Genomic DNA, 14,370 nt, shown 5'->3' with positions numbered 1-14,370 from the left:
CTTCCGGGCAGAAACGCTGCCCGGAAACGACAAACCCCCGGGCGATGCCTCGGGGGTCGTCAAATAGTGTCATCCAAAGCTGGACGAGCGTCAGGTGCTTAGAGCAAACCTTCGCGCTGTGCTTTCTTACGTGCCAGTTTACGGGCACGACGGATCGCTTCAGCCTTCTCGCGCGCTTTTTTCTCGGACGGTTTCTCGAAATGTTGCTTCAGCTTCATTTCACGGAACACGCCTTCGCGCTGCAGCTTTTTCTTCAGGGCACGAAGCGCCTGATCGACGTTATTGTCGCGAACACTAACCTGCATGTGGTTGTCACCACCTTTCTAGATAGAGTTGCAAGGAAATTGCAGGAGTTGGCCGTATAGCAAAGCCCGTTTATCTTGTCTAGTACTGGCCCCGAGAACCGGAGAACCGCCATGACCGTGACCTATGAAGACACCAAGCAACGCTTGTTGGACGCGATGCTGGACCATGTGCCATTTGATGGCTGGTCCGAAACAAGCTTTCGCGCCGCGATCACCGATTGTGATATTGACGATGCGCTGGCCCGCGCAATTTGCCCCCGCGGAGCGGTCGATCTGGCGCTTGCCTTTCACGCGCGCGGTGATGCCGCGATGCTGGAACGCCTTAAGACCGAAGACCTTGGCGGGTTGAAATTCCGCGAGAAAATTGCCGCCGCCGTCCGGTTTCGCCTGCAGGTCGTACCCGACAAAGAGGCGGTGCGCCGTGGCGTGACATTGTTTTCGCTGCCTGTATACGCCGCCGATGGGGCCAAGGCCGTTTGGGGAACATGCGATCTGATCTGGGATGCGCTTGGCGACACCTCGGACGATGTGAACTGGTACACCAAGCGCGCCACGCTGTCGGGTGTGTACTCGTCCACGCTGTTGTTCTGGCTGGGCGATGATTCGGCTGGCAATCAGGCAACCTGGGAATTCCTGGACCGCCGTATCGAAGGGGTGATGCAGTTCGAAAAGCTCAAGGCGCAGGTCAACGACAACCCGCTGCTGAAACCGTTTCTCGCTGTTCCGAACTGGCTGGTCGGTCAGGTCAAGGCCCCGGCACGGGGGCGGTCCGACCTGCCGGGCTCGATCACGCCGCGAAAATAACGTGCGGGCGCAACTTGTTTCTGGGCCTCGGCATTTTCGCCTGATAGCAAGTGATCAGAGGAGACCACGATGACCCAGATGATGCGCGCCGTTGAGATCACTTCGCCCGGCGGCCCCGATGTATTGAAACTGACCGAACGTCCGATACCGGAACCGGGCAACGGGCAGGTGATAGTCAAGGTCGCCTATGCCGGGGTGAACCGGCCTGACGCCTTGCAGCGGGCCGGTGCCTATGATCCGCCGCCGGGGGCCAGCGATTTGCCCGGCCTCGAAGCCTCGGGCGAGGTTGTGGCCATCGGGTCAGGTGTCGAAGGCATCGTCATCGGCGACCAGGTTTGCGCGTTGCTGCCGGGCGGCGGTTATGCGGAATATGTTGCAACCCCGGCGGCCCATTGCCTGCCCGTGCCGGACGGCATGGGGATGAAAGAGGCCGCGTGCCTGCCTGAGACCTTTTTCACCGTGTGGTCGAATGTTTTTTCGCGTGGCGGTCTGAAGGCGGGGGAACGGTTTCTGGTGCATGGCGGCTCCAGCGGGATCGGAACGACGGCAATCCAACTGGCCAGCGCCTTTGGCGCGCGGGTTTTTGCCACTGCCGGATCAGATGAGAAATGCGCGGCCTGTGTTTCCCTGGGTGCCGAAAAGGCAATCAACTACCGCCAGGACGATTTCGTCGCGGCCATGCGGGCCGAAGGTGGCGCGAACCTGATCCTGGACATGGTTGGCGGCGATTATATCCCGCGAAACGTCAAGGCCCTGGCCGAGGATGGGCGTTTGGTTCAGATCGCCTTTTTGCAAGGACCGGTGGCCGAATTGAACTTTGCCCTGATGATGGTCAAACGCCTGACGCTGACCGGCAGCACCTTGCGCCCGCAAAGCGATCTGGCCAAGGCCCGGATCGCGCAGGACCTGCGCGAGGCCGTCTGGCCTTTGCTTGCCGCAGGCCGGGTAGCCCCGGTCATGGACAGCACGTTTGACCTGGCGGACGCGGCTGGGGCGCATGCCCGTATGGAAAGCTCGGACCATATCGGCAAGATCGTCCTTTCGGTGGCGGGCTGACGGCCAGTTGCCCGCTCAGGCAACCGCGCGGCGATACAGGTGCCAGGTTGCGTGACCCAGAACGGGCATGATCACGATCAGCCCCAAAAGCATCGGAATCGCCCCCAGCACAAGAAGGGCCGCGACAATGAAGCCCCAGGTCAGAATGACCCCGGGGTTGTGACGCATGACCCGGACCGATGTGACGACCGCCACCGGAAGCCCCACCTTGCGGTCCAGCAGCAGGGGAAAGCTGACAACACTGACCGCCAATGCGATCAGCGCAAACAGAAACCCGACGGCAGACCCGAACAGGATCATGGTCCAACCCGCGCCGGTGGTGAAGACCTGCGCTGCAAATGCCGCGACCGAGCTCGGCAGATCGGGACCAAGCGTCTGTGCATAGATACTTTGCGCAACCATGAGCCAGACAAGAAGCAGCAGCACCAGATACAGGCCCAGGGCGGCGATTGCCCCGAAACTTGGCGAACGGAAAACGCCCAGTGCGTCCAGCCAATGCGCGTCGCCCCCCTGTTCACGCTTGCGGCTGATCTCGTACAGCCCGACGGCGGCCACGGGTCCGACAAGGGCGAAACCCGCAACAAGCGGGGCCAACAGCGGCACCAGGTTCCGGTTCAGGCCTATTCCGAACATCAGCAAGCCCGCAATCGGATAGACAAGTATCACGAAAATCGCGTCGGCGCGGGTTTCCAGGAAATCGTCATATCCGGCCTTCAGGCAGGCAAATAGGTCTTGCCGTGTCAGCGTAAGCACGGTGGGCGGCTTGTCGGTTTCCGCGCCGCCAATCCGCGTGACGCTTTCGACGATGTGATCGCTGGTTGCCCCCAGGTTTCGGGCGGTCCAGCTGATCGGGTTTCCGATTGTCTTGGCCATTGTCGTCCCTTTCCTTGGCGTGATCGCGCCGCAGAACGCATCCGGCATGGGCGTGCCCGTCGCCGGATCAGCCGGCAACGCCTGTCATAAGTATAGCACATCCCGGCCCTTTTTCTAATCACGCTTGCCGGATCACGGTGATTGCCCTCACCCGCAGGCGTGATAGCCTTGGGTCACCGAGAACAGGAGGTCAGCATGCAGCAAACGGCGCGCACCGTGGTCATTCATGAAACCGGCGGACCAGAGGTGTTACGGATCGAAGACAGGCCCCTGGGCGATCCGGGCCCGGGCGAGGTCCGTATCCGTCATCATGCCTGCGGGTTGAATTTCATAGATGTTTATCAACGGTCGGGCCTGTACCCGATGGACCTGCCGCATGCATTGGGGATGGAGGCGGCCGGTATCGTCGAAGCCGTCGGCGATGGCGTCACGCATCTGGAACCGGGGCAGCGCGCGGCCTATGCCGCGATGCCCTCGGGGGCCTATTGCGAGGCGCGCGTCATGCCCGCCGCGCAGGTTTGTCCCTTGCCGGACGATATCGCCTTTGAGACAGCCGCCGCGATGATGCTCAAGGGTATGACGGTGGAATACCTGTTCCACCGCACGACCCCGTTGAAACGTGGCGATACCGTCCTGTTTCACGCCGCGGCGGGCGGTGTCGGCCTGATTGCCTGCCAATGGGCCAAATCCGAGGGGATCACCCTGATTGGCACCGCCGGAACCGATGAAAAATGCCGGTTGGCCCAATTCAACGGCGCTGCACATTGCATCAACTACCGGACCGAGAACTTTGCAGAGCGCGTGGCCGAGATCACCGGCGGCAAAGGCGTTGATGCGGTCATGGATTCTGTTGGCGCAGACACGTTCGAAGGCTCGCTGGATTGTCTGAAGCCGCTGGGCATGATGATTTCATTCGGCAATGCCTCGGGCCCGGTGCCGCCGGTCAATATCGGCATTCTGGGGCAGAAAGGGTCATTGAAGATCACGCGCCCGACGCTGTTTACGCATATCGCCGAACATTCCGTTTGCCAGGCAATGGCGCGGCGCCTGTTCGGCAAGGTTCAGGGCGGTGAGGTCAAGATACATATCGACCAGCGTTTCCCGCTGGATCAGGTTGCCCAGGCCCACAGGGCGCTTGAGGCCCGCCAGACCACGGGCAGCACGATCCTTGAGCCGTGATTGACGACAGACCCGGCCCCGATGCGCCGGGTCTGTCCTCTATGTTGTGATCAGAACCGGTACGCGGCCCTTACCTGGAACGTCGTGGCATCGACATCGACGCCGGTCGCGTTGAAATTGTCGAATTCATGATACAGGATTTCGCCCGCGACGGTGACGTTGGGGGTCACAAACTGCTCATAGCCTGCGCCGATGAACCAGCCATCGTCGCTGCCCAGGTTGTCGGTGCCCGCTTCGGCATAGCCCGCGGTCGCATACAGCAGGCCCTGCGGGTTGACCTTGTACCCGGCCCGTGCGCGCAGCCGCCATACGTCTTCGAGGTTGGCCGTGCTGGACAGGTCAACGTCGGTCCAGTCATAGTCGAAACCGCCACCGACGACCCAGTCGCCCAGGTCGTAATCATAGCCGAGGTTGATACCGCCGATCACGCCGTCGCCGTCCACGCCCGAGGCGCTGGTGTCGACATCTGCGTAACCGATCTGGCCACCGCCATAGAAGCCGGTCCAATCATTTGCAGATTGTGCCATGGCGGACCCTGCGGCCAGGGTCGCGACTGCGGTGACGAATGCCAATTTACCTGTCATTTCTCTTTCCTTTCGTCCACTGGCACGCGCCGAGGGGTTTTCTCGGACGCATGCATAGACTGACCAAAAATCTCCGGCACGATGACCGGATCACTGGATTTCACTGTGTCCCGCTCGAATATGCGCGCAGCCCGGTTGGGATTTGGGGTGCGCGTGGCCCTTTTGGGCCGTTCTTGTTCCGACCAGATAGGCGTGCCGATTGGCCGTTTCAAATGCCAATCGGCGAGGATGAATTTCCCCGCCGATCAACGCTGTACAATTCAGCGGATTATTGCTGCAATTCCGACGGGTCCTTGTCGGCGATGTCCTGCCAGTTGGCGCTGGCTTTCTCGATAAAGCCCGGAATGTCGCCTTCCCAGCGTTCCTGGATGTCTTGGGACAGGTTCAGGTACAGCTTGTTGTCAACGATCTTCCAATGGTTCGGGTCACCGTCAAACTTGAAGCCCATCGCGGCGCCGAATGCGCAATACCCGCCATAGGCAGGCAGATACGCCTCGGGGTTGGCCTCAAAGGCGGCCTTGTTTTCTTCGGACGAGAAACGGTACAGCGCTTCGTCATGCAGCGCGGTAATCCGGTAGTCGCCCTTTGTCGCCTCACCCGCGGCGAAATAGGCAACGGGGTCATACCCCTGCATGGCAAGCCCGGTCGACGAAGCGTTGATTTCAACACCGGCTGCAAGGGCCGAGCTGGCGATGGCAACGGACAGCGCGACGCCGCCCAGGATGGATTTGAACTTGTTCATTGTTTCACCTTTCGTGAACCGGGCTTGCAGGGCCCGAGAAATCAGGCCGTGGCACCCTTGGGGATTTGAGCCGTGCGGCCGGTAATTGGCCGTCACGCCACCCAAGTGGGAAGCCGTTCGGTCACGTACAAAGCAAACAAAAGTGAGCGCACCGTGAGGACGCGCAATTGCGCCTGGCGTCAGGCGTCAGAAACCGAACGCGGGTTTTTGCAAGGTCGCAATGTGCGGTTTGCCCGCGGTTCAGGATTTGCCGATTTTGGGCTCGGTTCCGGCCCGGATGCGTTTGACGTTCGCGCTGTGGCGCCAATACACCAAAAGGGTCAGCACGATGCCCAGAACAAAGGCCGAGCCATCGCCAAGCACCACGACCCAGGTTGTGGACAGCGCCGCCGCAGCCAGCGCCCCCACCGACGAGATGCGCCAGATCGCGGCGGCAACCAGCCATGTCAGACAGCAGGCAATGCCGACCCGCCAATCCAATGCCAGCCACAGGCCCAGAAATGTCGCGACGCCCTTGCCGCCCTTGAACCCAAGCCAGACGGGAAAGCAATGGCCCGCAAAGGCGGCCAATGCAGCGACTTGCGCTGCGTCCTCGCCCGCATAGGACCGCGCAAGCAAGACGGCCGCCGCGCCCTTGGCCCCATCCAGCAGCAGGGTCAGGGCCGCCGCCGCCTTGTTTCCGGTTCTCAGCACATTGGTTGCGCCGATATTTCCCGATCCGATTTTCCGCAGGTTTCCCAGGCCCATGGTCTGCGCGATGATCATGCCAAAAGGGATCGAACCCATCAGGTATCCGGTCACCGCCCAAAGCAGGATCTGGGTCGTGGTGCTGTCGATTTGCGGCATCAGGGTCTCCGGTATACTTCGCGGCCCGCGACATAGGTTGCCGTGACCTTACCCTGCATGCGCTGCCCGTCAAACGGCGTATTCTGGGACTTGGATTTCAGGGTGAAACGATCCAGGACAAACGGAATATCCGGGTCGAACAAAACCAGGTCGGCGGGTGCGCCCGCGCTCAGGCGGCCCGCGTCCAGCCCCAGGCGCCTTGCCGGGTTCAGAGCCATCGCGCGGAACATGGTCGGCAGGTCCAACTGCCCGGCATGATACAGGCGCAGGGCCGCGGGCAGCAGTGTTTCCAGCGCCACCGCACCCGAGGCGGCCTCTTCAAACGGTAAGCGCTTGCTTTCTTCGTCCTGCGGCGTGTGCATCGAACTGATCGTATCAATCAGGCCGTCGCGCACGGCCTCGACCACGGCCAGCCGGTCGTCTTCGGACCTGAGCGGCGGCTTGACCTTGAAGAAGGTCCGGTAATCGGCCACGTCCAGCTCGTTCAGCGTCAGATGGTGGATCGAGGTCCCGGCGGTGATGTCCAGCCCGTTGCGCTTGGCCCGTTCCAGTGCGGGCAGTGCGCGGGCCGTGGTGATCTGGTCGGCGTGATAGGCCGCGCCTGTCATTTCCAGCAGCGCGATGTCGCGGTCCAGCCCCATCCGTTCGGCGCGCGCAGATACGGCCGGAAGGCCGCGCAGGGCGGCAAACTTGCCGCTGGTGGCCGCTGCGCCGTTGCTCAGCCCCGGTTCCTGAGGGTGCGCGATGACCAGCGCGCCACAGGATTTTGCATAGGTCAGCGCCCGCGAATATACCTTGGTATCGGCGATGACATGGTCGCAATCGGTAAAGGCCACGGCGCCCGCATCCATCAGGAACCCGATCTCGGTCATCTCGCGCCCTTCGCGGCCCTTGGTCAGCGCCGCCATGGGCAGCACATTGACCGGGGCATCCGCCTGCGCCCGGCGGGTGGCAAATTCCAGCGTTTCCGGCGTGTCGACCGCAGGCATCGTATCGGGCCGTGTGACAATGGTGGTCACACCTCCGGCGGCGGCGGCAAGACCCGCCGATTTATAGCTTTCCTTGTGCCGCTCGCCCGGCTCGCAGACCTTGACGCCAATATCGACAATGCCGGGGGCCAGGCATTGTCCGCGGCAATCGATCACCTGCGCGTCGCTTGGTGGCGGGGCCTCGCCTGCACCAAGTGCCGCTATCCGGCCATCGGTCACCTGCAACCAGCCAGTGCTGTCGGTGCCTGCCTCGGGGTTGATCAGGCGCGCATTGGTGAAAATAACATTGCTCATCTCATCGCCCTTTCAATGGCGGCTTTGGTGGCGGCCGGGTCCGCCTGGTACTTGATCAGGTGCTTGTCGCCACCATTGGTGACGATCTGAACAAAGCTGCCCATGATGTTGACCTTTTCAATCTGGCTCAGCGCGACCTGACGCTGCCCGGGTCCGGTCAGCGTGGTTTCCGACATTGCCCAGGATACGGCCAGCTCTTCCGAGGCCAGGTACCACGCGCGGATGCCGATGGCGGCCAGCCCCGCGGGGGCACCGGTCCAGACGTAAGGATTGCCAATCAGCCACAGGACGATCATGGCGCCAGCCATGGCCCCGGCGGCCAGCCAGGTATTGGTGCGAATATACGCGCCCCGGTCTGGCGAAAAGGTCACAGGATCAGCCACAGCGCGCCTCCGACTGCCAAGAGAATGAGCAAGGCGATAAGCGCGGAACCCACGCGGTGTTGCCGCCCCCCGCCTTTCGGGGATTGCGGGGCCGAGAACGGTTTGGCGCTGTCTGTCTCGATCGGGCCGCCGGTCCAGTTGGTTGCCTCTTCGGTGAAAAGGCCGATCAGACGCAGGCGCGGATCAGGCGACAGCGTCGCCGACCGGCCCTGAAACGCGGCGCTGCGCAGCACCATGACCCAGCCATCTATGGCCTGCAGCATGTTCCGGTCCAACTGGTCTTCGGACACGCCGCAGCCTTCGCTGAGATAGCCAAAAAGCCCCAGATCTTCGAGGTCGGAGACCGGAAAGATGTCGATCTGTGCCGGGTCCAGCCCCTGAACGCCCAGGACCTGGTCCACGGCACCAGGTTCACGCAGGAACTTTGCCTCTTGCGGGCGCATGTCCAGCGCGAACAGGCGCAAGACGCCGTGTTCATGTGGGGCGATTGCCAGGTCGTTCATGCAGCCTGACCCAGGTTCCGGGCCAGCAGTTCCATTGCGGCCATGCGCACTGCGACGCCCATTTCCACCTGTTCCTGGATGACCGAGCGGTTGATGTCGTCGGCCAGGGTGCCATCAATCTCGACCCCGCGGTTCATGGGGCCGGGATGCATCACGATGGCATCTGCCTTGGCCAGCGCCAGCTTGGCAGCGTCCAGCCCATAGCGGTGGTAGTATTCCCGCTCCGAGGGGATGAACCCGCCATCCATCCGTTCCTTTTGAAGGCGCAGCATCATCACCACGTCCACGTCGCGCAGGCCCTCGGTCATGTCGTCATAAATCTCGGCCCCGAACGCGGCGAATTGCGCAGGCACCAGTGTCGGCGGCCCGATCAGGCGGATGCGGTTTTCCATCTTGCCCAGCAGGATCAGGTTCGACCGCGCCACGCGCGAATGGGCCACATCGCCGCAAATGGCGATGTTCAGCCGATGCAACCGGCCCTTGGCGCGGCGGATGGTCAGCGCGTCCAGCAGGGCCTGCGTGGGATGCTCGTGCCGCCCGTCGCCCGCATTCAGCACGGCGCAGTTCACTTTCTGAGCCAACAGGTCGACCGCGCCCGAATGGGGATGGCGCACCACCAGCAAATCGGGGTGCATCGCGTTCAGGGTCATCGCGGTGTCGATCAGGGTCTCGCCCTTTTTGATCGAGCTGGCCTGCATCGCCATGTTCATCACATCTGCGCCCAACCGCTTGCCCGCCAGTTCGAAACTGGCCTGCGTGCGGGTCGAGTTTTCGAAGAACATGTTGATCTGCGTCAGCCCGGCCAGCACATCGGAATGCTTGGACGATTGCCGGTTCATGTCGACGTATTTTTCCGCAAGGTCCAGGATGGCGGTAATGTCGGATTGGGCCAGATGCTCGATGCCAAGTAGGTGACGATGGGCGAAACGCATGGGCCGGGCTCCTGTCTGACAGTCGGCCCGCTTATAGAAAGGACTGCGCGGCGGGGCAACACCTAGGGCTGGTCTTCGGTCGCGGCGTCCGGCTGTTTCTTGCATCCGCCGTCCGGCAGGCAGAGTTCGCCGGGTTTGCACCATATGCCATAGCCGCAATCGACGGCTTTGACCGGCACGCATCCCTGATTTTTCGAGCATTTGAACCCGGGCCGGCACTGTGACCCGGTTTTTTCGCACAGGAACCACCCCGCGCGGGAACATCCCCCACCGGGCAGGCAATACGCGCCGGGCGCGCAGGTCAGCCCGTCGGGGCATGGTTTCGCGGGGCGGCGGTCGCGTTCGGACCGGGGCGCCAGTTCCGGCGAGACATATTCGCATTCGCCGCGCCCGTTGCAAAAGCTGCCACCCGGACAGTCCAGGCGCGAGGTACAGGCATTGGCATTCGCCGGTGCGCAGCGGGTTCCCCCGGCAACACAGCGCTCGAACGGGCCACAGGATCGGCCTCCGCCGCAATAGGTGCCGCCCGCGGGGATGCAGTGGCCGTCAAAGCTGCATCTTTGCCCGGCCGAGCAGCACTTTCCGGTTCCGCACTGAAACTGTCCGGCGCGGCAGGTCCCGTGGGTGTCGTGAAAAGTGGCGACAGCGGGCACGCCGCTGGCCAGCAACACAACCAGACCGAAAAAGAGGAATCGCAAATACGCCAACATGGTCGCCCTCATGGTCGGTGCGACCGAGCGCCATGGCAAGGTCTATTCGCTTTCCCTCAGCCCAAAGGCGGTTAGATTGGAACCTATGGAATCGGTGTTGGACCATCACACGGCACGGGTCCTGCTGGAATGGCAGGTGGAACTGGGCGCGACCGAGGCAATCGGCGACGCGCCGGTTGACCGCTACGCGTTGCCCGACACGCAGCCGGGTGCAGCCAAGGCCGTGCCTGCGCAGGCGGTCGCGGAAAAACCGGCCCCGGTCGATCCGGTCAAGGCGGCACAGCAGGACGCGCGTGCCGCCGGGTCGCTGGAGGCCCTGCAGGCGGCAATGCGCGAATTCGAACATTGTGATCTGAAACGCGGTGCCCGGCAGTTGGTCTTTGCCGACGGCGCGCCCGGGGCACGGGTCATGATCATTGGCGAGGCACCGGGCCGCGAAGAGGACCGCGCCGGAAAACCCTTTGTCGGGGCGGCCGGTCAGCTGCTTGACAAGATGCTGGCGGCGATCGGCCTGAACCGGTCCGAGACTGTTTATATCACCAATGTCCTGCCATGGCGTCCGCCCCAGAACCGCGACCCCAACCCGCAGGAAATTGCCATGATGGCACCGTTTCTGGAACAGCATGTTGGGCTGGCTGCGCCGGATATTCTGATCCCCATGGGCAATATCAGTTGCCAGGCGGTGCTGGGCAAGCGGGGGATCACGCGGTTGCGCGGCACATGGGGCCGGGCCTTTGACCTGCCGGTACTGCCGATGTTGCGCCCCCAGGATTTGTTGCGCACGCCAGCGATGAAACGGCAGGCCTGGGCCGATCTGCTGGAACTTCAGGCATGGCTAAGGAGCAACGCGTGAAGGTTCTGGCCTTTTCCGACCTGCACCTGGCACGCAGCCGGGCGGCGGATTTGGTTGCGGCCAGCGCCGATGCGGATATCGTCATCGGGGCCGGGGATTACTGCAACATGCGTCAGGGCCTGCGCGACGCGATGGAGATGCTTTCGGGTATCGCCGCGCCTTTGGTTCTGGTTCCCGGAAACGCCGAAAGCGCCGATGAACTGACAGAGGCCGCACCGGACGGGGCCCATGTTCTGCACGGGTCCGCGATGACGCTTGACGGGGTGCGCCTGTTTGGCCTGGGCTACGGTATCCCCGTCACGCCCTTTGGCGAATGGTCCTGCGACCTGACCGAGGGCGAGGCCACGGAATTGCTGAGCCGATGTCACGATGCCGATATCCTGGTCGTGCATTCGCCGCCCAAGGGCTTGGGCGATACAACGTCGCTGGGCGCCTCGGTCGGCTCGGTTGCCGTGCGCGACGCGGTCGAGCGCATTCAGCCGTCGCATGTATTCTGCGGCCATATCCACGACAGTTGGGGGTATCGCGGAACGGTGGGGCGCAGCCAGGTTGCCAACCTTGGCCCCAAGGTGAACTGGTTCGAGGTGGGCGCGTGATCGACACCGTGACCCTGCTGGCATTTGTTCCCGCCGCGCTGGCACTGAACTTCACACCTGGCGCGGACATGATGTTCTGCTTTGGCCAGGGCTTGCGGTCAGGCGCGCGACCGGCCATGGCAGCCAGTGCCGGTGTCTCGGTCGGTGCTTTCATCCACGTCATGCTGGCCGGGCTGGGCCTGGGGGCTGCGGTCGCGGCGGTGCCGTGGATGTTCGACGCGATCCGCTGGATCGGCGTCGCCTATCTTCTTTACCTGGCCTGGGGGGCCTTGCGCGGTGGCGCGGTGTCCGAGGACACCCCGAGCAGGCCGACACGGTTTGCCTTTCGCGACGGGTTGCTGGTCAACCTGACCAATCCCAAGGTCATTTTGTTTGTGCTGGCGTTCATCCCGCAATTTGTCGACCCGGCCGCCGGATCGGTGCTGCTGCAATTCCTGGCGTTTGGGGCAATCATTTCGACCGGCGGGTTCATCGTGAACGCGATGGTGGGTGTTTTTGCGGGTCGGGCCGGGCAGGTGTTGGTTGGCAATCGACGCGCCGCGCGGATATTGGGCTGGGTCAGCGGCGGAATATTTGCCGCGCTGGCAATCCGGCTTGCCATAATGGAAAGGGCCTGACGCCTTATGTCTCGGATTGACGAAACCAAGGACTTTATCCCCGTTCGCATCGCAGTTCTGACCGTTTCGGACATGCGCGCCATCGAACAGGACCGGTCGGGGCAGACATTGGTCGACCGGATCGAAGCGGCAGGCCATGCCGTCGCCGATCGCAGGATTCTGCGCGACGAGCGCGCCGAGATTGCGGCGCAACTGCGTACCTGGGTAAACGACCCGGATATCGACGTGGTGATTTCGACCGGCGGCACCGGCCTGACGGGCCGGGACGTGACGGTCGAGGCGCATCGGGACGTCTATGAAAAGGAAATCGAGGCGTTCGGAACCGTTTTCACCATGGTTTCGATGGAAAAGATCGGCACCTCTGCCGTGCAGTCGCGCGCCACTGGCGGCGTTGCCGGGGGCACCTACCTGTTCGCATTGCCGGGCAGCCCCGGTGCCTGCAAGGACGCCTGGGACGAAATCCTGGTAAAGCAGTTCGACTATCGCCACCGGCCCTGCAACTTTGTGGAAATAATGCCCAGATTGGACGAACATCTGCGACGGAAGTAGAGTGTTCATACGTTTAAGAACTCTAAACCGCTTTGTGGCTTGGCATTTTTGATCGCGCGACTACCATTTGCGCATGGCAGCCCGACGCAACCGGAGTACCTGATCGATGCGATTTCTAAGGCAAAGCCTTGTCGGTGTGTTTCTGACGTCCATGACGTTTGCTTTGCTGTTTGTTGCGTCGCAGCTGGTCGTCGGTGCGGTCAGGGATGTTCTGACCCGCGACAGCAAGCCACCGCAGGCGCGCGAACGTGTTTTTGCGGTCACTTTGCAGACCGCCGAATTGGAAACGGTTACCCCGTATCTTGAGGCGTTTGGCGAAATTCAGAGTCGCCGCAGGCTGGAGCTGAGGGCGGCGCTGGGTGGGCGCGTCCTGTCGCTGGCTGATGATTTCGAGGATGGCGGTGTGGTCACGGCCGGTGAAATGCTGGTCGAGCTTGACCCCGCAGATGCCCAATCGGCGTTGGACCGCGCCCATTCCGACCTGCTGGACGCGCAATTCGAAGAACGCGACGCGGAACGGTCGCTGCTGCTGGCGCAAGACGAGTTGAAGGCGGCCGAGGCGCAGGCTGGTCTGCGCGACCGGGCCCTGCAACGTCAGCGCGACCTGGAAAGCCGCGGCGTCGGCGCAACCGCCAGCGTCGAAGAGGCCGAGCTGGCCTCCACATCCGCGCACCAAGAGGTGCTGGCCCGGCGAATTTCCCTGGCCCAGGCTGAATCCCGCGTTGATCAGGCCACGACGTTGCTGGCACGGGCGCGCATCACGCTTGAGGCCGCCGAGAGGGACCTGGAAGACATGACCATCCGGGCCCGGTTCAGCGGCACCCTGACCGGCGTCACATTGGTCGAGGGCAGGCTGGTTGCCGCCAACGAAAAGCTGGCCGAACTTGTGGACCCCAACGCGCTTGAGGTCGCGTTTCGGGTCTCGACGGCGCAGTATGTGCGGTTGCTTGACGGCAACGGGGACCTGACTGCTGCCCCGGTGACGGTCTCGCTTGAAGTAACGGGCACGGACCTGACCGCCACCGGGCGGATAAGCCGCGACAGCGGCTCGGCCGGGGAAGGGCAGACCGGACGGCTGATCTATGCCCGCCTCAACGATGCGCCAGGTTTCAAGCCGGGCGATTTCGTGACCGTGTCGGTAGAAGAAAAGCCGCTGGACCAGGTCGTGCGATTGCCGGCATCCGTGTTGGATGCCGCGGGCACCGTTCTGGTCCTGGGGCAGGACGACCGGCTGGAAGTCATTGCTGTGCAACTGGTGCGCCGACAGGGCGACGAGGTTCTGCTGCGCGGCCCCAACCTTGAGGGTCGGGAGGTCGTGATCGGCCGCACACCGTTGCTGGGATCGGGCGTGCGGGTGCGCCCACTGCGGATCGAAGCCGATGCCGGGGCCGATCTTGTCGAACTGACGGATGCCCGCCGGGCCGAACTGGTCGCAAAGGTCGAAGCCAGTGCGCGGATGACCCAAGACGTCAAGGCGCGGGTCATCGCGCAGTTGGGGGCGGAAAAGGTTCCCGCATCCTTGCTGCGCCGCCTTGAAGAACGGGCCGGGGGATAA

General features: G+C 62.9%; 18 protein-coding genes. 8 read left to right on the top strand and 10 right to left on the bottom strand.

Features of this window, described 5'->3' with window-relative positions; genetic code table 11:
• Positions 1-98: 98 nt before the first annotated feature.
• Positions 99-305 (bottom strand): 30S ribosomal protein S21, encoded by a 207-nt coding sequence (gene rpsU, locus ACXAG8_RS12745; RefSeq protein ID WP_005614280.1) that lies wholly within the window; start codon positions 303-305, stop codon positions 99-101.
• A gap of 111 nt (positions 306-416) precedes the next feature.
• On the opposite strand from rpsU, the gene ACXAG8_RS12740 reads away from it, so the two are divergent.
• Positions 417-1,109, top strand: a complete 693-nt coding sequence (locus ACXAG8_RS12740) for a COQ9 family protein (protein WP_475225639.1) — start codon at positions 417-419, stop codon at positions 1,107-1,109.
• A 69-nt stretch (positions 1,110-1,178) separates the two neighbouring features.
• Complete coding sequence (locus tag ACXAG8_RS12735) at positions 1,179-2,165, top strand: NAD(P)H-quinone oxidoreductase (protein WP_475225636.1); 987 nt, start codon at positions 1,179-1,181, stop codon at positions 2,163-2,165.
• A 15-nt stretch (positions 2,166-2,180) separates the two neighbouring features.
• On the opposite strand, the gene ACXAG8_RS12730 is transcribed toward ACXAG8_RS12735, so the two are convergent.
• Positions 2,181-3,038 carry a DUF2189 domain-containing protein gene (locus ACXAG8_RS12730; RefSeq protein WP_475225633.1) on the bottom strand — a complete coding sequence of 286 codons (858 nt, stop codon included), beginning with the start codon at positions 3,036-3,038 and terminating at the stop codon, positions 2,181-2,183.
• A gap of 195 nt (positions 3,039-3,233) precedes the next feature.
• On the opposite strand from ACXAG8_RS12730, the gene ACXAG8_RS12725 reads away from it, so the two are divergent.
• Positions 3,234-4,217 carry a quinone oxidoreductase family protein gene (locus ACXAG8_RS12725; protein ID WP_475225630.1) on the top strand — a complete coding sequence of 328 codons (984 nt, stop codon included), beginning with the start codon at positions 3,234-3,236 and terminating at the stop codon, positions 4,215-4,217.
• A gap of 50 nt (positions 4,218-4,267) precedes the next feature.
• Here the strand turns inward: ACXAG8_RS12725 and ACXAG8_RS12720 are convergent, their stop codons facing one another.
• The 8 genes from ACXAG8_RS12720 to ACXAG8_RS12685 form a co-directional block, all read right to left on the bottom strand.
• Positions 4,268-4,801, bottom strand: coding sequence for an outer membrane protein (locus tag ACXAG8_RS12720; RefSeq protein ID WP_475225622.1), 534 nt, complete (start codon positions 4,799-4,801; stop codon positions 4,268-4,270).
• Between the two features lie 268 nt (positions 4,802-5,069).
• Positions 5,070-5,543, bottom strand: a complete 474-nt coding sequence (locus ACXAG8_RS12715) for a YHS domain-containing (seleno)protein (RefSeq protein ID WP_475225615.1) — start codon at positions 5,541-5,543, stop codon at positions 5,070-5,072.
• A gap of 240 nt (positions 5,544-5,783) precedes the next feature.
• Positions 5,784-6,389: a glycerol-3-phosphate 1-O-acyltransferase PlsY gene (plsY, locus tag ACXAG8_RS12710; protein ID WP_475225608.1), complete on the bottom strand. Its 606-nt coding sequence runs from the start codon at positions 6,387-6,389 to the stop codon at positions 5,784-5,786.
• Positions 6,389-7,672 carry a dihydroorotase gene (gene pyrC / locus ACXAG8_RS12705; protein WP_475225602.1) on the bottom strand — a complete coding sequence of 428 codons (1,284 nt, stop codon included), beginning with the start codon at positions 7,670-7,672 and terminating at the stop codon, positions 6,389-6,391. The genes plsY and pyrC overlap by 1 nt, the downstream gene beginning before the upstream one ends.
• Complete coding sequence (locus ACXAG8_RS12700) at positions 7,669-8,055, bottom strand: hypothetical protein (protein ID WP_475225595.1); 387 nt, start codon at positions 8,053-8,055, stop codon at positions 7,669-7,671. The genes pyrC and ACXAG8_RS12700 overlap by 4 nt, the downstream gene beginning before the upstream one ends.
• Positions 8,040-8,558: a hypothetical protein gene (locus ACXAG8_RS12695; protein WP_475225588.1), complete on the bottom strand. Its 519-nt coding sequence runs from the start codon at positions 8,556-8,558 to the stop codon at positions 8,040-8,042. Before ACXAG8_RS12695 ends, ACXAG8_RS12700 begins: the two co-directional genes overlap by 16 nt.
• Positions 8,555-9,490 carry an aspartate carbamoyltransferase catalytic subunit gene (locus ACXAG8_RS12690; RefSeq protein WP_475225581.1) on the bottom strand — a complete coding sequence of 312 codons (936 nt, stop codon included), beginning with the start codon at positions 9,488-9,490 and terminating at the stop codon, positions 8,555-8,557. The genes ACXAG8_RS12695 and ACXAG8_RS12690 overlap by 4 nt, the downstream gene beginning before the upstream one ends.
• A 62-nt stretch (positions 9,491-9,552) precedes the next feature.
• Complete coding sequence (locus ACXAG8_RS12685) at positions 9,553-10,200, bottom strand: scavenger receptor class F, member 2 (RefSeq protein WP_475225574.1); 648 nt, start codon at positions 10,198-10,200, stop codon at positions 9,553-9,555.
• Between the two features lie 85 nt (positions 10,201-10,285).
• Between ACXAG8_RS12685 and ACXAG8_RS12680 the strand changes: the two genes are divergently transcribed.
• From ACXAG8_RS12680 to ACXAG8_RS12660, 5 genes are all read left to right on the top strand, one after another.
• Positions 10,286-11,053 carry a uracil-DNA glycosylase gene (locus ACXAG8_RS12680; RefSeq protein WP_475225567.1) on the top strand — a complete coding sequence of 256 codons (768 nt, stop codon included), beginning with the start codon at positions 10,286-10,288 and terminating at the stop codon, positions 11,051-11,053.
• On the top strand, positions 11,050-11,649 hold the full coding sequence (locus ACXAG8_RS12675; protein WP_475226670.1) for a metallophosphoesterase family protein: 600 nt from the start codon (positions 11,050-11,052) through the stop codon (positions 11,647-11,649). The genes ACXAG8_RS12680 and ACXAG8_RS12675 overlap by 4 nt, the downstream gene beginning before the upstream one ends.
• Positions 11,646-12,266 carry a LysE family translocator gene (locus ACXAG8_RS12670; protein ID WP_475225558.1) on the top strand — a complete coding sequence of 207 codons (621 nt, stop codon included), beginning with the start codon at positions 11,646-11,648 and terminating at the stop codon, positions 12,264-12,266. Before ACXAG8_RS12675 ends, ACXAG8_RS12670 begins: the two co-directional genes overlap by 4 nt.
• A 6-nt stretch (positions 12,267-12,272) precedes the next feature.
• Positions 12,273-12,815 (top strand): molybdenum cofactor biosynthesis protein B, encoded by a 543-nt coding sequence (moaB, locus tag ACXAG8_RS12665; RefSeq protein WP_475225551.1) that lies wholly within the window; start codon positions 12,273-12,275, stop codon positions 12,813-12,815.
• Positions 12,816-12,921: 106 nt separating this feature from the next.
• Positions 12,922-14,370: an efflux RND transporter periplasmic adaptor subunit gene (locus tag ACXAG8_RS12660; protein ID WP_475225544.1), complete on the top strand. Its 1,449-nt coding sequence runs from the start codon at positions 12,922-12,924 to the stop codon at positions 14,368-14,370.

The sequence above is a fragment of the Ruegeria sp. ABD4_443 genome, assembly GCF_056160865.1.
The sequence above is the reverse complement of the archived record's forward strand: the minus strand, read 5'-3'. Positions and strand labels throughout refer to the sequence as shown.